Here is a 22607-nt window from a genome sequence, read left to right on the forward strand (position 1 = left end):
TTCCACACTTCGTTGATGATCAATCTTTAAAAAAGATTTTTCTGTGGAATTTGGATTAAATACTTGTATAGTTTTTAAAAGAACTATTTTGTGTTTATTAGATTAAAGTTCCTTTATAGAACATATTTAATGGGATTTATAGTTATGAGTTAAAATTCCATTAGAGGAAAAAGGAGAGATATGCATTTAAAAGAATAAATGAATCTTAAGTAGACCGTTAGAAAATAGAAGAGTAATCTACGGCAAAATAATACTTGGCAATAATTATCGTATATTTTATTAAGGTTGGATTTCAAAGAAATAATAAATGCTATATGATGATTTTATTTTAATTGTAAACACGGATTTCTATGGTTGTGCCATAGATTACACCATCAGTATACGCCGATGTATCCGATTTTACGGTAGTGATTGTGCATTCGTTTTCACTTGTTCTGGCACCATTTGTTACGATGCCGCCAAATGAACCTGTTATGGAAACGGTTGTTTTATTTGCAGTAAATACTCCTGATAAAGTAGCTATATATAACCCTGTAGAATTTCTTGACCAAACTGGTAAACCGCCCAAAGTGTTTTCCAGTACAATTGCAACTGGTCCATTTGTGCCGGATTGACTTAATAAAGCAGTATACGCTTTATATGGTCTGGCAATATTTTGAACAAAAGCAGTGGTAGCAATCTGAGTAGTATTTGTCCCGATTGGTGCAGTTGGTGCAGTTGGAATCCCTGTTAGAGTTGCTCCTCCGGTAAATGTGTTTGCTATAATATCTCCTGTTTTGTTAACAGTATAAGTGTCTACTCCATTGTTTTGACCTCGGTAAAGCATAGCATAAGATCCGGTAACTCCATTTATGGTAATCCCTGCACCTGCTGTAAATAAAGATTTTAAGTTTATTAATATACCGTTAATTCCTTCTGTTTCTATTTTATATCCGGTAGCTCCTACGGAAACAGTGGTTGAAACTGCTGTACCTCCAGTTGCATTAAAGATAGCTCCGATGCTAAATGTATTCCCTCCGGAATTTGTTTGTATACCATTAATTAAGGATGGATTTGGACCATTATCAAACGAAAGAATTCCTCTTTTTGTTTGATTACCACTTAATAAAACGTAATTGTTTGAAGCTACTGAAGCTGCGTTTGTAACAAAGGCAGTTGTTGCCAATTGTGAAGTATTTGTTCCGTTAGCTGCCGTTGGAGCAGTAGGTATTCCGATAAATGTTGGTGATACCAAATCTGCTTTAGAATTCCAAGAGCTTTTCTCTGTATCAGATACAAATCTGTTACCGGTATCCTGAGTAATGATACTGGCTGGATGATTTGCCGGATGTACGTAATTGGAGAGTGTTGCTAAACGGGTAATTTCAGTATCAGAAAGTAAACTTTTGCCTGTAATTTTATCCACTTTAGTATTTTGTAAAAGCTTTCCCATTTCTGCTGTTAAAGCTTTCGTGGTACCACCCGAGCTTAAATCATTTACTAATATTGTGTTTAAAGAATTATGTACCAGTTCAATCGCATCACCTAATTTCTGAAGTGTGTTTAAATCCACATTGTCAGAAGTGAGTAATTCGTTTGCATCGTCGATTAAGTCTTTTAAAACTTTCCCTTGTCTGGCATCCAGAGCTTTTCCAGGAATTATATAATCAAGTGCATTGTAACTTTCTGTTTTGATATTGCTTATATCACTAAATTCTAATTCACCATTAGTATTGGTTGTTAGAATTTTGTTTTGTTCATTTTTTTCTAAGTCGGCGACTTTTATTCTGTTATGATTGGTACTCATTTTTTTATTTTGTTTTGATAATTACAAACGGGTTGAAATTTTTTAATAAGAAAGAATTATACACGTAAATCCAAATTCCACACTTTTTGATTATCAATCTTTAAAAGATTTTTCTGTGGAATTTGGATTAAATACGTTTTATGTTTTTAGAGAAAAGAACTATTGTTATTGAGCAGATTGATTTTCCGTTCTAGTAATCCGTGTCTATTGCTTGTTTGTAATTATGAGTTAAAATTCCATTTGCAAAAAAGGTGTGAAATGGATTTAAAGTCATTGGATAAATATTTCGTTTTTCCAAATTAACTGTTACAGCAGTAACTGGGATAATTTCCTGATTGATCGTGTATAAATTATCTCCAAGCTGAATATCTCCCAAAGGAATAAATCTCCAGAAACCATCACGCTGAACTAATTGCAAGTGAGTAGGAGTGGCCTCAAACAAACCATCATTTACGATAATTGTTTCGTAGGCAATTTTGTGAGTCAGTTTGGTTATTGGAGAAACAATTCTGTTTTCTGATAAGTCAGTGGAAGACCATTTATACAATTCTTCCGTGTTATTGGTATCCTGAAGAGTTTCAATTTCAACAGAAAGCAAAAGCTGGTCAAGAGTAAGTTCCTCAATTGGCTTTGTTGTGCCATCAGGTAATGTGATCAGAGTACCTTCAACAAGACATCCGCTTCCGCCACCTCCGCCTCCGGTAGGAGGAGTATACGTAACTTCACATTTTCCTGCGTTATTGGCATAAGTCTGTACATTTGCAGCCAGCCAGGCATCTGCCTGTGCGTTAGCATCAGCAAGACTTACGGTAGAGAAAAACTGATTTGGATAGGAAGTTAGTGTTACAGTACTTCCAGTATATCCACTTCCACAGTTGTTTCTTTTGGCACTTAATTTTTTTTCTACACTATAATATCTTGTACTGGGAGCACAAGTAACGGTATCTAAAACCGGTGCAATATAATCGGGATCTGTAACTACATTTGGTTTTGTTGGTTGTCCTGTCGGAGTTCCGTCATCCACATAATATAATTCGAGTGCTGCAAAAGATTTATATCCTGTATTTCCCATAGTTTTATTTTTTAATATTTAATTACGATTTGTCCTGTAGACGAATCTTTGATGTAGGTGATGTAGCCGAGATTAGTAACAGCTTCAATATTTTTAGCCAGATTTTTACCCTGAATTGGTACTTTTTTAGAGAAGTTCTTTTGATCAACCAGAGTTCCGCCAACGTTAATAATGTCGTAGCCTGATTTTTCCATTGTACCACCAAGATAGGTTACGATTTCAACATCGATATTTCCTGTTCCAACAGCATCATACCATGACCCTGCCATTCTTACCTGTACGGTATTAAGATTTGGATAATCGCTGGTAATTTTACTGAAATTGACGAGACAGGCTTCCACACCGTTTGCTTTTTGGTTATCACCTGCCCACATAATGTAGGAATTGGCAGCTATAGCATTTGCAGGAATCTCGTTATCAAATCCGTGTCCCCATCCCATCCATTTGTTGTCCAGAGAAGTTCCGGAGTTTATGATTCCGGTATAAGTGTCAAAATCCTGACCTGCTCCTAATGCCCATTTGTATCTAATAACCATATAGTTAAAAGGAGACAGCGTTACAGTGGGTTCAACCACACAAGAAGGATTTACGCCTCTCCAGGCTGTGATTCTGCAGGAACCTGCATTATTTGCATAAGCCTGAACATTTGCTGCCAACCATGCATCTGCTTTTGCATTTGCATCTTCGACACTAACGGTCGATACAAATTTATTGGCATTTGCAGTAAGCGTGACGGAAGTACCCATGACTCCGGCAGCGCAATCATTTTTTGCCGCAGTCATCGACCTGGCTATATTGTAATATTCCATACTTTGTTTATAATTAATTGATGATTTGTCTTAGCTTATACCGATTAATTATTTTGATCGAATTGCTAAGTTTGTTGAGGTAAAAGCCTATTTACATTTTGTAAATAATCTGCGATTTTACCCTTTTTAAGTACTTTTTTTAATATTTTCTATTTGTAAAACAGAATGTTATCAATAGAAAAACTAATCTGTTTTTGCTAAAACCAATTGAAAAGGAAGATCAAATATTTGGTTATGTTTTAGGAAAAAATTTGAAAAAAGTGAGAAGAAGTATTTATCAGAGCAAATGACAGCAGTGTTGTCATTTTAAAGTTTGCCCGAGTTACAATCGTTTTTTAAAACGCGATTAGAAGTTAATAGGAACCACGTCAGAAAGGCTGATCAATTTGTGGTTCCTAATTAACTGTTTTAAAATTATTCTTTAGGAAATTATTCCTGTTCCTGCTTTACAATTTCGCCGGTTTCAATGTTTACACGAATATCTCCATATTCTTCTTTGATCACTTTTTCCAATTCATTGAAGTTTTGCTGCTGAACAGCAATCTGACTTAAGATATCTGCTTTTTGAAATTCGTATTGAATAGACAATTCTCCCAATGATAATCTTGCCTTATCCATAAAGGCATTAAAATCCTGTAATTTCTTTAATTGTTCTGCGTTGATTGTTTTTGTTTCTTCTTTATTGATTGTTACGTTTTCCATTTTTTATTTGTTTTATTTTTTAAAAGTTTTATCTTATAGTATGATGTAGAATTCGACAAATTTATATGCCGCCATCACTGATTATCCAGTTATTAGGTGCTCCTGTTAATATTGCTTTTCCTGTATCTGATGCTGAAGTTCGTTTGTTTAAACCGAATGTTATTGTAATACCAGGTTGGACGGGTCTTGAACTCCATCCATTATAAAGGGCATCCAGATTTAGTGTAGAAAGAGAAGATCTTCTGTTAGCCATAAATCCTTGAAAATCTAATACTTTGCTAATGTTCCACATGCTAATGTCTTGATTAAAGCTGCCGTATCCAAACATATTGCTCATATTTGTAACGTTTGACGTATTCCAATTGTATAAAGATTGATTAAAACTACTTGCGTTTGAGAAAGTGTAGGACATATCCTTTACTAAAGATGTATTCCAGTTATTTAAAGGTTGATTGAAGTAAGTATTTGCATTAAAAAGAGCTCTCATGTTTGTAACTGATGATGTATTCCAATTGCCAATAGGCTGATTAAATACATATGTAGATTGAAACATGTAAGATATGTCAGTACAATTTGTTGTGTTCCAATTGTTAATGTCAGGACTTCCTCCATTATTAAAAGCTAATGCAGATCCAAACATTTCTTGAAAACTTTTAACGTTACCTACGTCCCAAGAACCTAAATTTTGGTTAAAAGTTGAAGCCCAATAGAACATGCCAGCCATATTTGTTACAGCAGATGTATTCCAATTGTTTAAAGGTTGATTGAAAGCTTTTGCTGAAGCAAACATGTATCCCATATTTGTTACAGTAGATGTATTCCAGTTATTTAAAGGCTGATTGAATGTAATAGCTGATTCAAACATGTTAGCCAAATTTACTGATCCATTTAGATTTAGAACCCATCCATTTATATTAGAACTTCCCCCATTATTAAAAGCATTAGCAGATTTAAACATCGAAAAAAAGTTTGTCACTTTACTAACATTCCAAATTCCTATATTCTGGTTAAAATTTATGCATTCAGAAAACATAGCAGACATATCCTTAACTGATGATGTATCCCAATTATTTAAGGGTTGATTAAATGCTTTATCTAAATAAAACATAGCGCTCATATTCTCAACAGCAGATGTATTCCAGTTGTTTAAAGGCTGATTAAATAAAGATGCACCTCGAAACATGTAAGTCATATTAACAGGATTGCTTGTGTTTAACACCCAATTATTTATATCAGAGCTTTCGCCATTGTTGAATACTATTGCATTTTGAAACATACCTGCAAATGAAATTACTTTGGTAACATCCCAAGCTCCTAAATTTTGATTGAATGTCAATGCGCCATAAAATGTATATGCAAAATTTGTTACATTAGAAACATTCCAAAGACTAATGTTTTGATTGAACAATGCAGCCGAAGTAAACATGTTATTCATATCCGAAACAGCTGAAGTGTTCCAAGAACCAATATTTTGATTGAATGCTGAAGCACCACTCAACATACTATTCATAAACACTACTGAAGAAGTGTTCCATTCATCCATTTTATTAACGGTAGAAAGAGATGTGCACGAAGAAAAGCAATAAGCTAATGAAGTGGTCTCTGCTAAATTTAATACGTCAGATACGTCAGATAAATCTAAATTAGTGCACCCAGCAAAATACCAACCTTCGTCAGTCCCAAGTTTTAATTCTCCCCAAGAACTTATAGATAAAATTTTTAATCGATCTCCCCAAGTTCCAAACCTCCATCCCTTACATGTTCCCGTAATTTTGATTGTGTAATTGCCTGAAGAAGTATAAGTATGTAAGGTTTGAGCTTGATTGTATGATGTAATGTAATTTGAGGTACCATCACCCCAATCTACAGTAAAAGCATAAGTACCTGTGTTAATTAAAGGTAGTTTTACTTGTAAAGCATTACTAGAACCTGAAGAAACATTATCAGTTTTCCAGGTAGAAACAAATGGAAGAGCAGGGGTAGTTTTGCTTAGCCCATATTCATAAAATAATAATGGATTCATAATTATACGTTTGAAATTCTTAAATAATCTGTAGTGCCAATACTTGAAATTGTCGCTGTACTTCCAGCAGCTCCGTTTAGTGTGGCAGTAGCATTAACTTGTACTAGTGTTCTTCCTGATGCTTGTACAAATGTTATCGCACCTGTCCCATGTTTTAAGTATGATGCATTAAAGTCTGTACCACCATTGACAATAATGTTTATTGCACTTGTTCCATTACTAATAATTACGTTTTTACCAAGTTGTTTTTTACTATTTGCATCAAGTGTATCAGTTGTAATACTTACAGCTGTGGTAATGGTAATTTGCATAGGTTCTACAGCGGCAGTAGATCCATCAGCCATAAGATACTGTAAATTTGTACCGCCAATTTTAATAAATGAATTAGCCGTTGTATCGCCTGTATCTCTTACTGAAAATTTAGTATCCGAACGATTTGTTGCTTGAAATATTCTTATAGCATAAGCATTTGGTAAAGACGAAGCTCTTGTATTAATCGTTATACCCTCGGCACCTGAATTTGAAGTCCCTAATTCAACTAAAAAACTACTACTTCCCGCCGATCCCTTGTTTTCAAAAACAACTCCAGTATTAGCAGCACTATTATTAACCGTATATAAACTCAATCCATTGGGCCCAGAGGTATTATAACTCATTGAAATCCCCGCTGCATCAACAGTAGTTGGATTTTGGAAAAGTTTCAGGCCTCGAATTTGCTCTAAGCCAGTTTTATGTACTGCTGTAGGTGTAGTGGGTAAATCTGCAGTACCGCCTAAATCCCCTGCTAATTTTATTTTTCCTTTTATTGTTGTAGTTGCATCAGGAGTTTGGTCAGCATTCGCTAATACAAAAGCAGTAGTCGCAATTTGCGTTGTATTTGTGCCAGCTGCAGCAGTAGGAGCAGTTGGTATTCCTGTTAATGGTGGAGAAGCCAGACTTGCTTTTAAATCCAAAGCCGTTTGCGTAGCCGTTGAAACAGGTTTATTCAAATCACTTGTATTATCAACATTAGTCAGTCCGACAGCTGTTTTGTCAAGTGTCTGCCATGATTTATCGCCTCTGTAATATTGCGCCTCTGTTCCTGGTACAATAGTATTTTCTTTACCAGATAAATCTACAGTACCACCAATCTTCTTCTCAACCCCATCACTACCCATTACATACAAATCTGTAGTGCCGGCTGTTTTGGCATATAATTTTGCATGACCTGCTGTTGGAGTTGTAGAAGTAGAAGCTGCTAATGTTAAAAAACCATCTGTAATATCTGCTTTTTCATTCAATGTTGTAAAAGAAGTTCCGGATAAGTTTCCATCGTGTGTGATAAATGCATTTTCATTTTCTCCTTTTTGAATACTGATAGCTTTTCTGTTAACATTTGGACTGTTTGTGTAGAAAGTAGATGTAGTAGCGTTAGAAGTAGAGTTCTGAATTAATTTTAAACAGTTAGCACTATTGTTTTTTTCAATGGTTAAAACATCTTCTACAGAATCATCGTGTGTTAATTTTAAAGCTCCATCTCTTTCTTCATTTCCTTCAATATGAATTACTTTATTGTCTTCTGCATATGTTGTAGGATCAAGAAAACCGTCTCCTTTTACAAATTCTGTACGCTGACCACGAGCAGAAACAAATTTTTCAGCACTTACAATTCCCTCTGAATCAATTTTAGCTTTTACAACATTATCTTTTGTTACTTTCAAAGGATCGCCCGTAGCTGTCGCAGTTGAGTTTAATTCTACACCCGTTCCGGCACCGGAATTGGATAATTTAATTCCTGTTCCTGTTGCTGTATTTTGAACAGAAACACCGCTTCCGGCTCCGCTTACCGTTACATCCAGTACTTTTGCACCGGCATCGGCTCCGCTGTTGGTTAAAACAATTCCGCTGGTTGGGGTTGGGGTTGTGTTGTTAAAAGTTAAAATACCATTTTTGGTTTCATTTCCTGAGGTATGTAAAAAATTTGTAAAGTCAATTTGCTGACCTCCAGATCCTCCACCCGTATTTGGACTTAAATTTTTATACCAGTAGGCTACTTCAATATTTCTTTTGTCAATATCTGACGAAAAAGTGATTACCGCATTATCGTAATTAATGATATAATCTCCTTCGTTTCCTTCGCCTTCTCTTTCAAACAATAATTGCCCGTTTTTAAATGCTTTCACACTATATCTTACCGGAGGATATTTTAATGGAAGTGAGTTGCCAATAAAATTATCAAATTGCTCTTTATAAGGCACGTAGTTATTTCCAGTAATGATACCAATATTTTTTAAACCCGTATACAAAAGGGCAGGAGTTACATAATGTTGGTTATCCGATCCTACTTCAACCATTTGAAAATCGGCCTTGTCTTCGTCCTTATGGATGAAACTGTTAAAAACCTCCTGGAAGTCCCCCTGTGACGGAATGTCGCCGTTCTCGAATTTGTAGCCAATGTTAGTTCTGTCTGTTGCCATGTTATTTGAAATTTATTTTCTTTCTGTAAATGTTATTTTTGATTAGCTTGATTTTGAATCCCAATGAAAATTATTCATTGGGATTCCTTTAAAATTAAAGTGTTAGAATTTTTTCTTCGCTACTGTACATACCTGAAGCATTTTCGGCTAGTACTTTGAAATGATGGTAGATTCTGTCGCCATCACCATTTTTAATAGTTAATTCGTCGGTGGCCAGTTTGGTTTCCAGTAAAGCCAGTGTTACGATATTTTCATTAGAAACTTTTTCCTGTATCTTATCCCAGTTTCCTTGATTGTTCATTTTATACAAATGATATTTACCGTTATGAACTGTTTTCTCCCAACTGAAAACAATTGGTTTTAAGACAGCTTCATCTTCTTCTGACTGATCGCCTGAAGCAGTTAATACTGGAGATTCCGGTGAAACATTATCGGCAATTACTGTAGCTGTAATTTTTGAGGGTTGAGATGGCGTATAATCAATGTTGATAATCGGATTTTCATCTGTCGATTCAGCATCAGCATATTCAATTTCTCTTGAAACGGTAACTCTGTAGAAAAGTCCGTCTCCAAAAGGAACACTTTCCAAATCTTCAAATTCATCATAAACAGTCCACACACTATTAAAATCAGTAGATAAGGTATCTTCAGTAATCAAAATTTCTTTGACAGGAGTCATCGTTCTGATTGATTGTGCATCAAGCATATTGTTGGCACGATAGATATTTATTTTTCTGATATTGTATTCCGGTTTGTAAGCATTTAATTCTATCTGAACAGAAGGTTTGATTCCTAAAACCTGATTTTCCAGCACCGGCATAATTCGCTTGATTTCCGGCGTTTGTGTCGGATTCGAAGGCACTAACTTAACAGGTCCCCAGAAAGTACTAAATTCACTAAAATTCAATTTAATATCCATTTCACGAACACCGTAGAAATAGATACTTTGTGAGTTTCCATCCAGGTTGAAATCGGTAAATTGTGTTTTGAAAAGGACAGGATCTGTGATTTTCATCATTGGTGCAATGTCCAGTTCAGGATTAGGATATTTTAAAATGTTTCCGTTCTTATCTTTAATTGTTTGTTTTTTATTAACAGGCACATAATCATTGTCTTTAATGTATTCGTAAATTACAGGTACTTCTGTTAGCGGTACAAAAACAGAGTGAATCGCTTGCTCGATAAAGTGAATTGCTAATAAATCTTGTTCTATTCCGGCACTTTGCGGAATAATAATCTGATTCAGTGCAGTTAAACCGCTTATCTCCGGAACGGTTTGATTTTGCGTTATATTATGCCATTTAATAAAATCATTAATCTGACTTCTTAAAAGTTTACTGTCAGGAACCGGGAAATGGTAATTTTCTTCCGAAACATTTTCGGGAGGATAAGTTGTATAATTAGCAACATTCTGAAGTCCGTCAAAGTCCAGTAAGTTCTGCCATCTGTTAGTAAAGTAAGCTTCATTATTTCCACCAAGTTTACTAAGTTCTTCACGAATTACTTTTATAGTTGCAGTTTCATATAAAACATTCAATAAAGCATCGTCACTCGCCCTGTAATGCAGCATTCCGTATGGCTTGTGCGTATATCTGGTTGTAAAGGTGTAAGTTGATCTGTTAAAAAAGTCAGGTCTTGTTGCATACAATGGTCCTTTGACATCTTCCGGTTTTACAGGTTTCTCAATTCTAACGGCGTACATCGGATTTGGAACACTAATTTTAGAATCATAATCTAAAGCATTAGAATGGCTGCTGATTCCGAAAATAGAATAATGTGTATTTTCTCCTTCCCTAGGCTGAATTTTTGCTGCTGTGATTCCGTTTGCAGGATCTGCAAAAAGATATACTTTATAACTTGGATAATAATTTACTTCCTGATCTTTTGGCTGATGTGCTTCATTTTTTTCAAGAATAATATGATCATAAGCCGGATCCATTTCCTGAGTTCCGTCTTTTTTAATTTTAAAATTAGGGTCATTAATAACCAGGACTAAATCCTCATTTGTTCCGATATTTTCGGTACGAACGACTTTAAAATCTTTTCTGGATTTTACAGGAATAGGGTTGGCCCCTTCAAAACAACTTTTAGTAAATAAACGAACAGTACCGTTCATCCATTCAACTGAATTTTGATTGTTTTCGTTGTATTGAGAATGTTGCGCTAATTTTAGTCCCTTGAAAGTAAGTTTGTATAAACCAAAATGTTTCTGATCTGTTTTCGGTAACGGAATTGGATTGTCATTATCATCCAATATATATTCGCCCTTTTCATCTACCTGAAAAGCGTCTTCCAGGACTTTTTCAATAGTAACATTTTTACTCCAGATTCCTCTTGTTTTTTCTACTTGTAAACTGTCATTACCCTGACTGTCTTTTTGCAGAACAAGTTCTCTGTGAACCGTTTTCAAAGCTTGTGGTACTTGCACTTTAAAACCAATTGGACTTGGCTGATTCCAGTTTTCCGGCGTTAACATATTCTCAACTAAAGAACATAATTCGTTTACCGGTTTTTTGATTTCCTTAATTTGTTCCGAATCAATTGTAGCATCACCATCAGAAACAAGACGGTCGCTTACTTCTTTTTTAAGTACTTCAACATTGGCAAAACTAAACGCTCCTCCGCTGGTAACCACATTAATATTCTGAATGATATAATTTTGATCTCCAACTGTTAAGATACCTCCAATAAATCGGTTTTTATTATTCTCAGTTAAGTTAATCTTAATTTCTTCATCACTACTAAGAATTTTATATTCACTAATTGTAATAATTGAAGTAAGTTCATTTGTTGGACTATCTTTAATATCAGTGATTTTAGCATGCTCAATCTGAGGAAGACTATCCCTGAAATAAAGTTTAAAATAATCTGCAAACAGTTCTTCATTATCCGGAAAAATTCTATCAGAAAGTAAAGCTTCCGCATTTGTTACTCCATCGGGAATTGTATAGCTTAATAGCTCCTGAATAGCATAATATTCAAAAAGAAGTCGGATATACGTTTTATCTGTTATGGATTCATCTTCTAATAATGTTTTCAATTTAAGCTGTTCACTCATCGAAGTAAACATCAACGGATTTTCCTCAGTAATTAATAATGAATTAATACCGGTTGGAGGTAATAAAGTATTTTTCGGTTTAATATGAGAAGTTATTTCTAATTGCCTTCCGGATGTTGCTCTGGAGAAAATATTAATTCCATATCCCTGATAAACATACGTTTGTAAACCTGTTTTTTCCTGACGAACATTTAAAAATGATTTTCCTGAGTCCGGAATAATAATCGGAGCAGGCTCAAAAGCACCAGTGGTTAAATCTTTTTTAACATTAGAATATGCCGTGTCCGATGATAATTCCGGTTTTTGCCAATTGGTTTCGCCTTTAAATTTATAATCTACTCCCGCATAAATTGGGAATGTAAAAGAACTTCCGTCATATTCTTCTGTAGAATTAAAGAATGCAGTATCTACACTATAATCTTTAATGTCACTCATAAACAAACTCACATATCTTTTCTTTCCGTCAAAACTGTAACCGTCAGGATCTGTGATTTTAGCTGTTTGGTCGTCTTCATCTGAACCAGCATTCAGACCAGGTAAAAATTTGCTTAATTGTACCGGAAGAGGTAAACGTTCTGTATTTACAGAAGTCGGAATACTCATTGAAAGATGCTGTACTTCTTTAGGATCTGTACCTCCTTCTAAATTCTTAAACGTAATATATTCTGTCAAATAAATGTACTCTCCGGAAAGAACCGTTTCATCAATATCAATACAACCTAAACCTAACATTCTGGCAATATGATAGTCATTTGCAGCAATGTTTAATAAATCAAGATTTGATATTTGTGTTGAGTTTTCTGCAAATTCTGCTGCTTCTCCGGGTTGAGGATCATTGGTTGGAATGCTGTCATTAAATTTGATCGTTTCTAAAGCAGTCGGATTTTTGCCGTCAAGACTTAAACAAATGTAACTTTGAATGACTTCCTTAATGTTTTTATCTTCTTCATCAGTCACTCGTTTCCATTTATCTTTGTAGTTGTTTACGTTAACGTACTCTTCATCATTAAATTTCAACCATTTTCCGTGAATACAATTTAGTTTTGGCTCTAATTGTTCAAATGCTTTATTGTCGTCAACAGTTAAACCATATTTTCCTTTTAGATCCCAAATCCCATTATCATTGGCATGCTGAATGAAGTCACCATAAAATTCAAAATTAACTTCGTTTAATAAACAGTTACTTGCCTTAAATCGAATGCTTCTTCCATTTTCAGCAACTACACGAATTGCATTTACCTGTGCTGCAGTGTAAGTCTTACGATTTGTTAGTCTTTTTGATGCTACAATGGTATTTTCGGCAACAGATAAGGTTTCTAATTTTACATTGCCTGAGTTGTTTGCAGAACTAAATTTAAGTTCTGCCGCAAAGAACAATTCGCTTTTATTTTCAATCTCAATAATTTCATTGCCGTAAGCCTGGATAAAACCAGACGGATTAACCATCGGATCAATAGTCGCTCTTGTTAGCAGATATTTTGCTTTGTTTTTAAAGTTAACATAGATCGATCTTAACGGATTTGTTGTTTTATAAACCCAGAAATTCTTCTGAATATCTACTGACTGAGGTTTTTTTGTTAAATCTAATTTATGGACAACTTTGGTATAAGCAGCTCTGTACACTTTGACAAAATCTTCGGGTTTGTTAAAGTTAGCCCCGGAATTAGCTCCTTTATACAAGTCTCCTTTTGGGAGATGGTTTGCTCCTAGTTCTCCTGCCAAAAGCCAGCGAAGGTGAATTCCTTTTGTACTGTCAATACCTTTTGAACCAGCCGCTGCAATTTGCAAACTGGTAGATTGTAAAGCCGTTTTACCAGACTCAAGATTGACAATGTAAACTTCTTTACCAACGTTAAAGTTGATTTGAAATCCACTTGGATTGTTAACATTTGGCAAAGCAATTTTAGCAAAGTTATTGCCTAATGTGTTTGGTGTTCCATCCATTCGAATGGCTACATCAACACTGGAAAGAGCAGGAATAACAGCAGTATTCTGAAGTTTAAAAACCAGTCCGCTTACGTTACTAACCGTATGGATTCTTGTTCCTGAAGGAAGGGAAAGCGCTACACGGCTTTTATTTCTAAGTGTTAAAAATCCGGCACTTTGGTTTACAGCAAGACCTTTTTTCAGGACAGGGTAAACTAATTTATTTTGACTAATAATTACATTTGACAAACACCCGATCTGAGCGCCTGATAAATCGCTGCTTAACTGATTTAATTCAGATCCTAAAGTACTAAAATCAGGAACTCTTATGTAGTCTGTGTCCAGCATAGAAAGACCGCTGTTTTTTACAACAGGCGCTTTTTCTAAAAAGTTGGTAATTGGTGTTACCAATTCTGAAGCATTGTTTACGGTGCTTGTGACACCGTAAACAAAAATATGTGATTTATCATTCAGATTCTGATATAAATTTTTCAGTAAATCATTGTCATTTACCTGTAAACCATCGGTTACCACTACAATCACGTCCGGAACTACAGACAGGTTGTTTACAACTTCTAAACCAGATGCCCAGTGATCAGATTGAGGATCAACAGATCGTGAACCAAAACCATTAATCCAACTAAAAAAACTGGAAGCATTACCTGAAATTCTTTTTTGAATAACATGCTCTGATCTTGAATTGCTGTCGCTATTAGACATTCCGATTAACGAAAGCGTAATTTTGCTCTGAGCCTGAGAATTGATAAATGAAGTCAGCCCTTCGCGTATTTGCTGCGCTTCATTACCATTTATCGAACCCGATTCATCGACAACGATAGCGATATATGTTTCGCAACCTGAGGATTGGCTTTCTTGAAGATTTATAGAACTCATTTTTTATTGTTTTTTAAAGATTTATATTTTCAATAGGTAAGATTACCGGTTCACCAACACGAACTGTTAATGCAGTAGTATTAGGTCCAACGATTCCGTTGTTATTCCACATTCTGTATTCAAACCTGATTTTTAAATTTTGATCAGTAATTTTTTTACTGTCAGTCATGATTAGCATCTGGGCATAATCTTTAGAATACAACACTTTATAATTTGCTTTTACTTCACCTGCATCGTCGACAACAGCAACCGTATTCTTAATTTCATCCAATGGAATTTTAGGAATATTGAATGGCTCCGGATTACGAACTAAAAGCGCTACAACTTCACCAGTATTGGTATTGATAATTCGGTTTACTTCAGTAGACTGAGCAGGATCAAGAGGAGACATTTTCAAAACGCCTTCAACAGCACGATCAAATAGATGTTGATATTTCAAGGCAAATGCATCGCTTAACGGATCTTCCTGACCAAAAATGATATTGTTTAAAGAAGTAATCTGATCTTCGCTTAAGCTTAACGGAACATCAAATAAAGCGTTACGAACCGGTTCGGTACTTAACTTATAACTGTTTACCTGTTCTGCAAAGTCTCTGTATCGTGAGGTCTGGAATCCAAATTGATGTACTAATACATTTTCATTATCAGTTGGAGCTTTATCCTGATTTTCATCAAAATAGTTTTTCACTAAAACAGTATACAGTTTCGAAGGTTTTAGATCGGTTAATTTTACCTCATATCCGTATGATTTTGGTTTTAAGGCATCTCCAATCGTAATGTCACATCTTATTTTACCGGTACTTCCTTTAATCATGTTTTGTAACATTTGGATGTTTAAAGGAATTCTGGGATCATTATCATCCACCCACTTTATGTCTTCTTCATGTGCTTTTGGATAAGTAGTTGCCGTTGTAGGTAAAGGATACGGAATAAGAACATCATTTAATGGATCTTTGATAATAAGATTCATTACCCCTTTAATTTCCGGTCTTCCTGCTCCATAATCTTTCCAGTCTGTAAACATATGGTACACGTATGGATTCTTGAAGAACATGGATATTTTGCACTCCTCATTTCCATAGAATGATGGTTTAGATAATAATAAACTTCCATCAGCATTAGGGTAAGAACGGTTGTAATCTAAATACTGTCTTAACGAAGTTAACGGTGATTTTGATAATTCAGTCAATTCATTTTTGACAGATGGTTTTTGACCAGGAGCAAGATCTTCATCAGGAACAGGATAATGACCAACAGGACCTAATGTCTTAAATCCATAATAGTATTCGAACTTCACAGGGGTACCATTATCTACTTTATCTGTCAAAATAAATTTTAAACAATAAGTTGAATTTGGTCTCCAAATTGGCTGAACCGTATTTTGAATGGCAGCTTCCATTGCCTGATTGTCTTCAGCTACAGCCGTAGAACCAGGAATAGTTAAATTATGCTCAGCGCTTTCTTTTGTCAGCCATCCGATTTCCTGAATATAAGTTGTATAATCTAATTCGTTGTCTTCATCCGGATTTCCTCCTGCAGAACACAGAACAGCATTAATCGTTAATAATTTTGAAGACTTAATTGTTCTGATGTACTCCGATTTTATAACCGTATCTAATTCAGTCAGATTAGCAGTCGAATTAATCAGAGCAGATGCAGACGATTCAACCGAAACAGTTTGTGTTGGATATAAAGAACAATTGTCAAACTGATCATTAAACAGAGAGAAATAAATTCCTTTTTCATTTTGTTTAGAAGAAAGCATTACAATTTCATTCTCTGACGGTTCATTTTGAATGTGCAGAACTGCTGCTTTATCGTTTGTACTTCCTCTTTCAATTAATCGGGTAAGTTGTAATGACGTATTAAATACAAACAAATATTTTTGATTGTAGGCAATAACAGCATTATCAGCCAGCGTTTTATTTGATAAATAAACCGGAGAATCAAAAATTACATCGTTTTTAACAACAGTACTATTTGTTCCGTCAACCTGAGCCAATCCGAATTTTCCGTTTGTCAGTTTAACAGTAAGCAGGACTTTTCCATTTGCAATTACTGCATCTGTAATTTCAGAAATTGATGATTCAGAAACTAATTTGGTATCAGCAATCGCAATGGCTTTTGTACTTTCATTAATGCTGATACGAACGATTTTTTTGTTTTTTGTGATCAGACTGAAATCAGTATTATTATGCTGAAGAACTTTAAGCGCTACTTCGTCAATTTTTACACGATGAATAATAGAACGATCTGTACCGTTAATCCAGTTAATCTGAGTTTCATTTTCTAAAGTATTAACCCAAAGCAATTCATTATTCTGAAGCGACAGTAATTTATTGAAACCTGTAGAATAAGTATTTTGATACTGCATTCCGAAAGTTCTGTTTAATTCAGAATCCAGTTCAACAATTGCAGTTGTTTTAGCCGGAGCCACACAGCCTACGATAAAAGTATCATCGATAATTGCTTCACCAATTCCTTTGCACTGAGTAGCATCTAAAGCCTGAGTAAGTAATAAATTATTATTTACGACCTGCATTGATGTCACTAAACCATTCAACAAGCGTTCTCTTAACAACTTTCCTTTTGCATCAATTTGTGCAATAACCGTTGTATTTGGACTCGGATAAAATGAAACTAAATAGGTGTCATTGTATTTGAAAATTTTGTCAAAAGCATAATTAGCAATTCCATTATATCCATAGAAACGCGTAAACGTTAATGAAGTAGCAGCTCCGGTTGGATTATCATTACCGGCATCTACTTTTAATTCTGCCAATTTTACTAACAATTCATCGTATTCTACCAAATTACTAGGTTCAGTCATAATGAATTCACCATCTTTTGAAGCGTATGATTGATTAAATAGGGCTGCAATTTTATTTCTTACATCTAAAATCGCATCAGCATTTGCCGCAACCGGACTAATTACAATTTTGTCAATTTTCTTTTTGGATGAGATATTACTCTCTTCATCCAATAGTGTTATTGGTGATCTCAGTTCAGCTTTAGTATAGGTTACCTCTTCTAAAGGCAATGATTCTGGAGATTTTCGTATTTTGACTAATTCATATTTAGGTAGTTTTTCTCCATCTTTAAAAACAGAAGTATAGGCACTAATTTTTACTGTTTTGGCATGCGTTGTCAGTTTTAAAGTCGGTTCAATCGCAGACTCAGGGAAAATAATTTCCAGTTTATTATAGTTTTTGAATGAAAGGGATCTTCTGAAACCAAAAGGATTACTTTCTGCAGAAATACTCATAAAATCTCCATCTATAAGCTCACCGTCTACAGTTTCAGGAACTTCTCCAACAAGTTTAAAATACAAGCCATTAATCTTGTCTGCTTCATATTGAGTCTGAACATAATAGCGTTTACCAATCTTTTTGTTTATGAAATTAACATACTCCGGCTCAATGCTATCGGATACACAGAATAACTTAGAAGGAGTAATTCCGAATTGTTCCGGAACATGCCAGCCAGGTTCTCCTGCACTTAAATAAGAGAATGGGTTTGTTGCCAATACACGAATACTATCATATTGATCCACTACTTTTTGCCATTGTGCCCAAGGCAAATTCTTTACATTATCCCTGTCATCTGAAGCAACAACAGCTTCAAAAGGATGATAAGGTACCCATGAATTTCCATTAGCAGAGCTCAGTTCAATCGATTCAATTGCATATTCATGTTTCACCTGACGCAATTTTCTACCTGCTTTAGAGGTTCCTTCGGGAGGCATTAAATCGGTATAATTTTTTGCATCAGCCGTATATCCTCCAATTATTTTAGAAAGATTCTTATTTGGCAATACTCCTTTAGCTAATTTGATATCAATGTAGGTGTCTAATGGAATTATTGAAGAAATATCATCCGGATCAGGCTTGTTATCAAAATAATTCAGTAAGAAAGCTTCATTGGTAAGCATGTGAACTCCTTTTACAGAATCGGCAGTTCTGCTGTCATTAACGTCTCCGTAAGTTCCTTTAGGAAGCGGACTGTAAGGCGTACGGTCAACAATTCTGTTAATATCCCACTGAAGTTCAATTAAGAATGTTTTACGGACTCTTACAAAGGCAATTTTAACACGAACACTTAATTCTAATTTGGCATAAATCAGGAATGGTTTAAATGATTCTACAGAGAAAATGGTATCTAAAACAATTTCAACATTGATGATCCAGATTTTAATCTGAATTCCTCCACCGGCAGCAATATAACCACCCATTTGAGGACGTTTGAACGAAATTTTTCCACCCATTTCCAGATAAGCCCATAATTTAACCTTAGCAGGTCCGAAGCTTTTCTCCAGTTTAAAGTCTAATCTGGCACCGGCTTCGATTCCCTGAGCCGATAACATAATAAAGGCCTTAGCAGTAAACAGGGTTAAAATTCTCGCCATGATTGGATCTTTTTTAGATCCGATATTGATGTACCATGGTTTTTGATTTTTAAAGAAAAACCCGGCTTCTAATAAAGCATGTAACTGAATGATTTCTCCACCTTGTTTCGGCATTTGGAAATCGGCTCCGGCGGCCATTTCCAGAGAGTTATCTCCAAAGGCAACCATTGCAAAGAATGGAGGAGTAGTCTGATCTTTTTCGATAGGGCCAAGTCGGTCTCCAAGAACATTTAATCCTGCTTCAATATAAAACAGAGTAGGAAGAGACAGCAATAACATGGCTCGCAATGTTAAAATGGAACCACCTGTTGTTTCAAAAGTGGCACCGGCTCCAATAGAAAATGGTGAATCATATTGTAAAGAATCCGGCGGACCGCTGAATTTCCTGATATTGATACCTGCTTTTGGATGTTTATAGAATTCGTACCAGGAATTATCGGTTGTTAATCCGGCCGCCTTTTTGGTTGCCACATATCTAAATCCTAATAAACCTCTGAAACCGGTAATCGAAATAAATCCCAGTGGAATACCTGTAGGCAATTCAATACTTGCATCGACTAAGAAAGCAGGATATTTTGGTGCAAAACGCATTCCTACACTTCCTGAAATTTTTGGTTTTGGTAACTTTAAAGAAACCTCTCCCATGAATTCCTGTGATTCTCCCGGCTGTGGAAGCGAAATCATACCATGAATAATGGCCATAGCCGATTCTTCTGTAGCAGTTCCCGGAATCATCAAATCGACTTCGATAGTCTGGATTCTGATGAAAGAGTCTTTTGGACCATCATCTGTAGCATAATAGTACTTAATACCTTCACCACGGGCATCTACCCCAAGCGGATTGACACTGATCGCTCCATCAAATCCCCAGAAATTATATTTGCGTCCGTTAATTTGAGTTGATCCAAAGTTAATGTTGCTCACCGCCATCTGAACCGGTCCAAGATTTACCGATAAATTAATCGGAATCGGGATTGAACCTCCTTCAACTTCAATGTTTCCATCGCTGTAAATACGAAGTTTTTCAACATCAAATCCCTGACCTTTTGCGAGTTTATTGATTAAGGTTCCTTCAGGAAACGAAACATAACAGGAAGTACCTACATAATAATCGTCATCCTGTTTTCCTAATTCGAAACTGTGAAAGTCAAAGTTTACCAGATCAAATAGATTGGCTTTTGGTTCGCTTGCTTTATCGAAAGAAGCAGTTAGATTAAAATCGCCGTCATCGTATAAGTGACCTTCCAGTGTTGCATGGAAAGAACTTCCATCTTCATTTTTTAGTTTATTGATAATTAATTGTCCTTTGATATTAGAACCAATAACCTTGTTTTGTTTGAAAGAAATATCAAATTTGTTGAAGCCAATTTCAAACCCGCGATTCGGATTACCAATTTTTTTCCAAAGTGTATTATCTGTTACAAGTTTTGATAAAAATGCTTGGTATTCTTTAGCATTTTTAAAACTATAAGCAGTATTTGGACTAACTTGTGAAGATACTAATGTAGATTTAGTGGTTAATTTTAAAGGATAACTGAAAGGATATGGCAGAGTGCTTGTTGCACGAAATTCTTGCAGGTAATCAAGCAATTCATCATAATCTGCAATTTGTTTGATTTCAACTACATCTGTTTCTTCGTTTCTTACCAACATTGAAAGCGGGTAGTCAAAATCGAATTTATCACCAAAATAACTGAAAATACCAGTACTTACAGGAACTGTTTCCAGGTAAATATCTCCGGAAATTCCGCCTGTTCCAATTAGTAAATCAGATGCACCAATTCTTAATGTTGTGCTTGTACTTCCTTGTCCTTCTTTTTCATAATCATGAAACCATTTTGAAGGCAAAGTAACAGATACTGCACGGGCATAAACTCCCACAAAGTCGTTTGGTCTGCCATCAGCAGTAGCTTCCGGAATGTTTGTTTTTTTGCTTAAATCGAGTTTTAAATTTTCAATTTGAACAAGCATACCCGTTTTCCCAATTTCACAATATTTAGGAGATAAAGTTCCTGCTAGCTCCAGATTGTATCCCATTCCTTCTTGTGTATCTGCATACAGAAGTGCTTTTGCAAATTGAAAACGGGCAATATGCGTTTCATCGTCATCTCTTTCGGTACCATCATTATTCCAAGGCACTAACATTTTTCTTGGAAATTCAATTGCAGCCGCTAATTCAAGAGTTACTCTCGCTTTAGGTGTAATAATTTTTTTAATGTATTCTTCAATATCATTAGGAATGAAAGAAGAGAAAAAGATCTTGATTTTAGCTTTAGTTTCAGATAAATCTGTTGATAGTAGGTAAAGAGAGAATATAGAAGGAGCAACTTTTTTATCTAAAAGATTGACTTGAACAATTAACTCTTGTAATTTGTTTTCAGAAGATTCGTCAATTGCAATTGTAGTATTGTATAGTTTGTTTATATCCTGTACAAGCTGTCCAAATTTTGAAAGTGCCGGACTGCTTTGAACCACAAAAGTGTTAATGGCTAACTGAATAATTTGTTCTTCAGAGATGTTTAAAACCGTAAGGGCAAGATCATAAAAATCTTCTACGGAAAATGAAAAGCTATTATTGTTGAAATATTTGAGATAACGCATTACTTCCCATTCCCAAAAAACAGTGACTGGAAACGAAGAGATTTTTGAATCTTCATAATCAGGATTTAAAACGAAGAAAACTCCAGTTCCAGGTAGTTCTAAAGCTAATTTTTTTCTACTGATAATATCCAAACTATAAAAAGCGCTACTTCCTGAAGTACTTTTAGAAGTTTGATAGTCTTTGTAATACATTTTATCAAAGACACTTTGTAGTCCATCTTTAATAAAACTTAAGAAATCGGGAAGATCCTCAGGCTTCATTATGTCCGATAGAGCTGGGTAGTATTTATATTCTGTTGGCGTTGTTGACATAGTTTTAATACTATTTGTGTTGTTATTTGTGTTTTTTGAGTTACCGTTTTGTAGCTTACTTGACGGATTTTTGGTAGTTGTCTATAATCTTTGTATCCCTTTTTTTATCTATACTTTGGATTTATAGAGTACGATCATGAATAACACGGATAATTATAAAGACCACGAACTTATTTTTATAAGTTTCAGGTTTTGAAAAATCTATACTTTAATGAATTGTTGCTATTTTTTCAGCTTCACAAGGCAAATATGTGGTGAAATTTTTGCTTTAGAAATTAAATGCAAGGATGCTGAACTCTTGTGTTTGCAGACTGTACAAAGTTGTACAGTCTATAAACACAGAATTATTTTGGAATTGTAAACTAGATTTTGGTTTGTTTTAACCTTGCAATATCGTGGACATTAATCTATAGTTCATCTATAATGTTCTTGTTTAGAAGAATTAGATACTTATAGAATAAGAGATAAATATTGTAAAAGATGAGTTTTATCAATATGCTTGTTATGATAATTTAGGTTTTTAAATAAAAGTGGGGCTAGTAAGTAAGAGTTTTATAACGGTA

Annotated in this window: 8 protein-coding genes; all 8 read right to left on the reverse strand. The window is 34.9% G+C overall.

The features are described 5' to 3' along the window. Nucleotides 1-328: 328 nt before the first annotated feature. Entirely contained in the window at nucleotides 329-1786 is a 1458-nt protein-coding gene (locus HYN56_RS11030) for a hypothetical protein (RefSeq protein ID WP_109192211.1), read from the reverse strand. Nucleotides 1787-1976: 190 nt separating this feature from the next. Continuing rightward, on the reverse strand, nucleotides 1977-2858 hold the full coding sequence (locus tag HYN56_RS11035) for a DUF5977 domain-containing protein (RefSeq protein WP_109192212.1): 882 nt from the start codon (nucleotides 2856-2858) through the stop codon (nucleotides 1977-1979). Nucleotides 2859-2869: 11 nt separating this feature from the next. Beyond that, nucleotides 2870-3667 carry a DUF5977 domain-containing protein gene (locus HYN56_RS11040; RefSeq protein ID WP_146194586.1) on the reverse strand — a complete coding sequence of 266 codons (798 nt, stop codon included), beginning with the start codon at nucleotides 3665-3667 and terminating at the stop codon, nucleotides 2870-2872. 429 nt (nucleotides 3668-4096) lie between these two features. Continuing rightward, nucleotides 4097-4369 carry a hypothetical protein gene (locus HYN56_RS11045; protein WP_109192214.1) on the reverse strand — a complete coding sequence of 91 codons (273 nt, stop codon included), beginning with the start codon at nucleotides 4367-4369 and terminating at the stop codon, nucleotides 4097-4099. A gap of 61 nt (nucleotides 4370-4430) precedes the next feature. Continuing rightward, complete coding sequence (locus tag HYN56_RS11050; protein WP_109192215.1) at nucleotides 4431-6392, reverse strand: BspA family leucine-rich repeat surface protein; 1962 nt, start codon at nucleotides 6390-6392, stop codon at nucleotides 4431-4433. 2 nt (nucleotides 6393-6394) lie between these two features. Continuing rightward, nucleotides 6395-8848 carry a hypothetical protein gene (locus HYN56_RS11055; RefSeq protein WP_109192216.1) on the reverse strand — a complete coding sequence of 818 codons (2454 nt, stop codon included), beginning with the start codon at nucleotides 8846-8848 and terminating at the stop codon, nucleotides 6395-6397. Between the two features lie 94 nt (nucleotides 8849-8942). Beyond that, nucleotides 8943-14726 carry a VWA domain-containing protein gene (locus HYN56_RS11060; protein WP_109192217.1) on the reverse strand — a complete coding sequence of 1928 codons (5784 nt, stop codon included), beginning with the start codon at nucleotides 14724-14726 and terminating at the stop codon, nucleotides 8943-8945. Nucleotides 14727-14739: 13 nt separating this feature from the next. Beyond that, nucleotides 14740-22044 carry a hypothetical protein gene (locus HYN56_RS11065; RefSeq protein WP_146194587.1) on the reverse strand — a complete coding sequence of 2435 codons (7305 nt, stop codon included), beginning with the start codon at nucleotides 22042-22044 and terminating at the stop codon, nucleotides 14740-14742. Between the last annotated feature and the right edge of the window lie 563 nt (nucleotides 22045-22607).

It is taken from the genome of Flavobacterium crocinum (assembly GCF_003122385.1).
In the GTDB taxonomy this organism is placed as follows: Bacteria; Bacteroidota; Bacteroidia; order Flavobacteriales; family Flavobacteriaceae; genus Flavobacterium; species Flavobacterium crocinum.

Excerpts from the sequence above, each read along its gene's own strand:
- HYN56_RS11030 (WP_109192211.1), bottom strand. The coding sequence starts at position 1,786 with ATGAGTACCAATCATAACAGAATAAAAGTCGCCGACTTAGAAAAAAAT.
- HYN56_RS11035 (WP_109192212.1), bottom strand. The coding sequence starts at position 2,858 with ATGGGAAATACAGGATATAAATCTTTTGCAGCACTCGAATTATATTAT.
- HYN56_RS11040 (WP_146194586.1), bottom strand. The coding sequence starts at position 3,667 with ATGGAATATTACAATATAGCCAGGTCGATGACTGCGGCAAAAAATGAT.
- HYN56_RS11045 (WP_109192214.1), bottom strand. The coding sequence starts at position 4,369 with ATGGAAAACGTAACAATCAATAAAGAAGAAACAAAAACAATCAACGCA.
- HYN56_RS11050 (WP_109192215.1), bottom strand. The coding sequence starts at position 6,392 with ATGAATCCATTATTATTTTATGAATATGGGCTAAGCAAAACTACCCCT.
- HYN56_RS11055 (WP_109192216.1), bottom strand. The coding sequence starts at position 8,848 with ATGGCAACAGACAGAACTAACATTGGCTACAAATTCGAGAACGGCGAC.
- HYN56_RS11060 (WP_109192217.1), bottom strand. The coding sequence starts at position 14,726 with ATGAGTTCTATAAATCTTCAAGAAAGCCAATCCTCAGGTTGCGAAACA.
- HYN56_RS11065 (WP_146194587.1), bottom strand. The coding sequence starts at position 22,044 with ATGTCAACAACGCCAACAGAATATAAATACTACCCAGCTCTATCGGAC.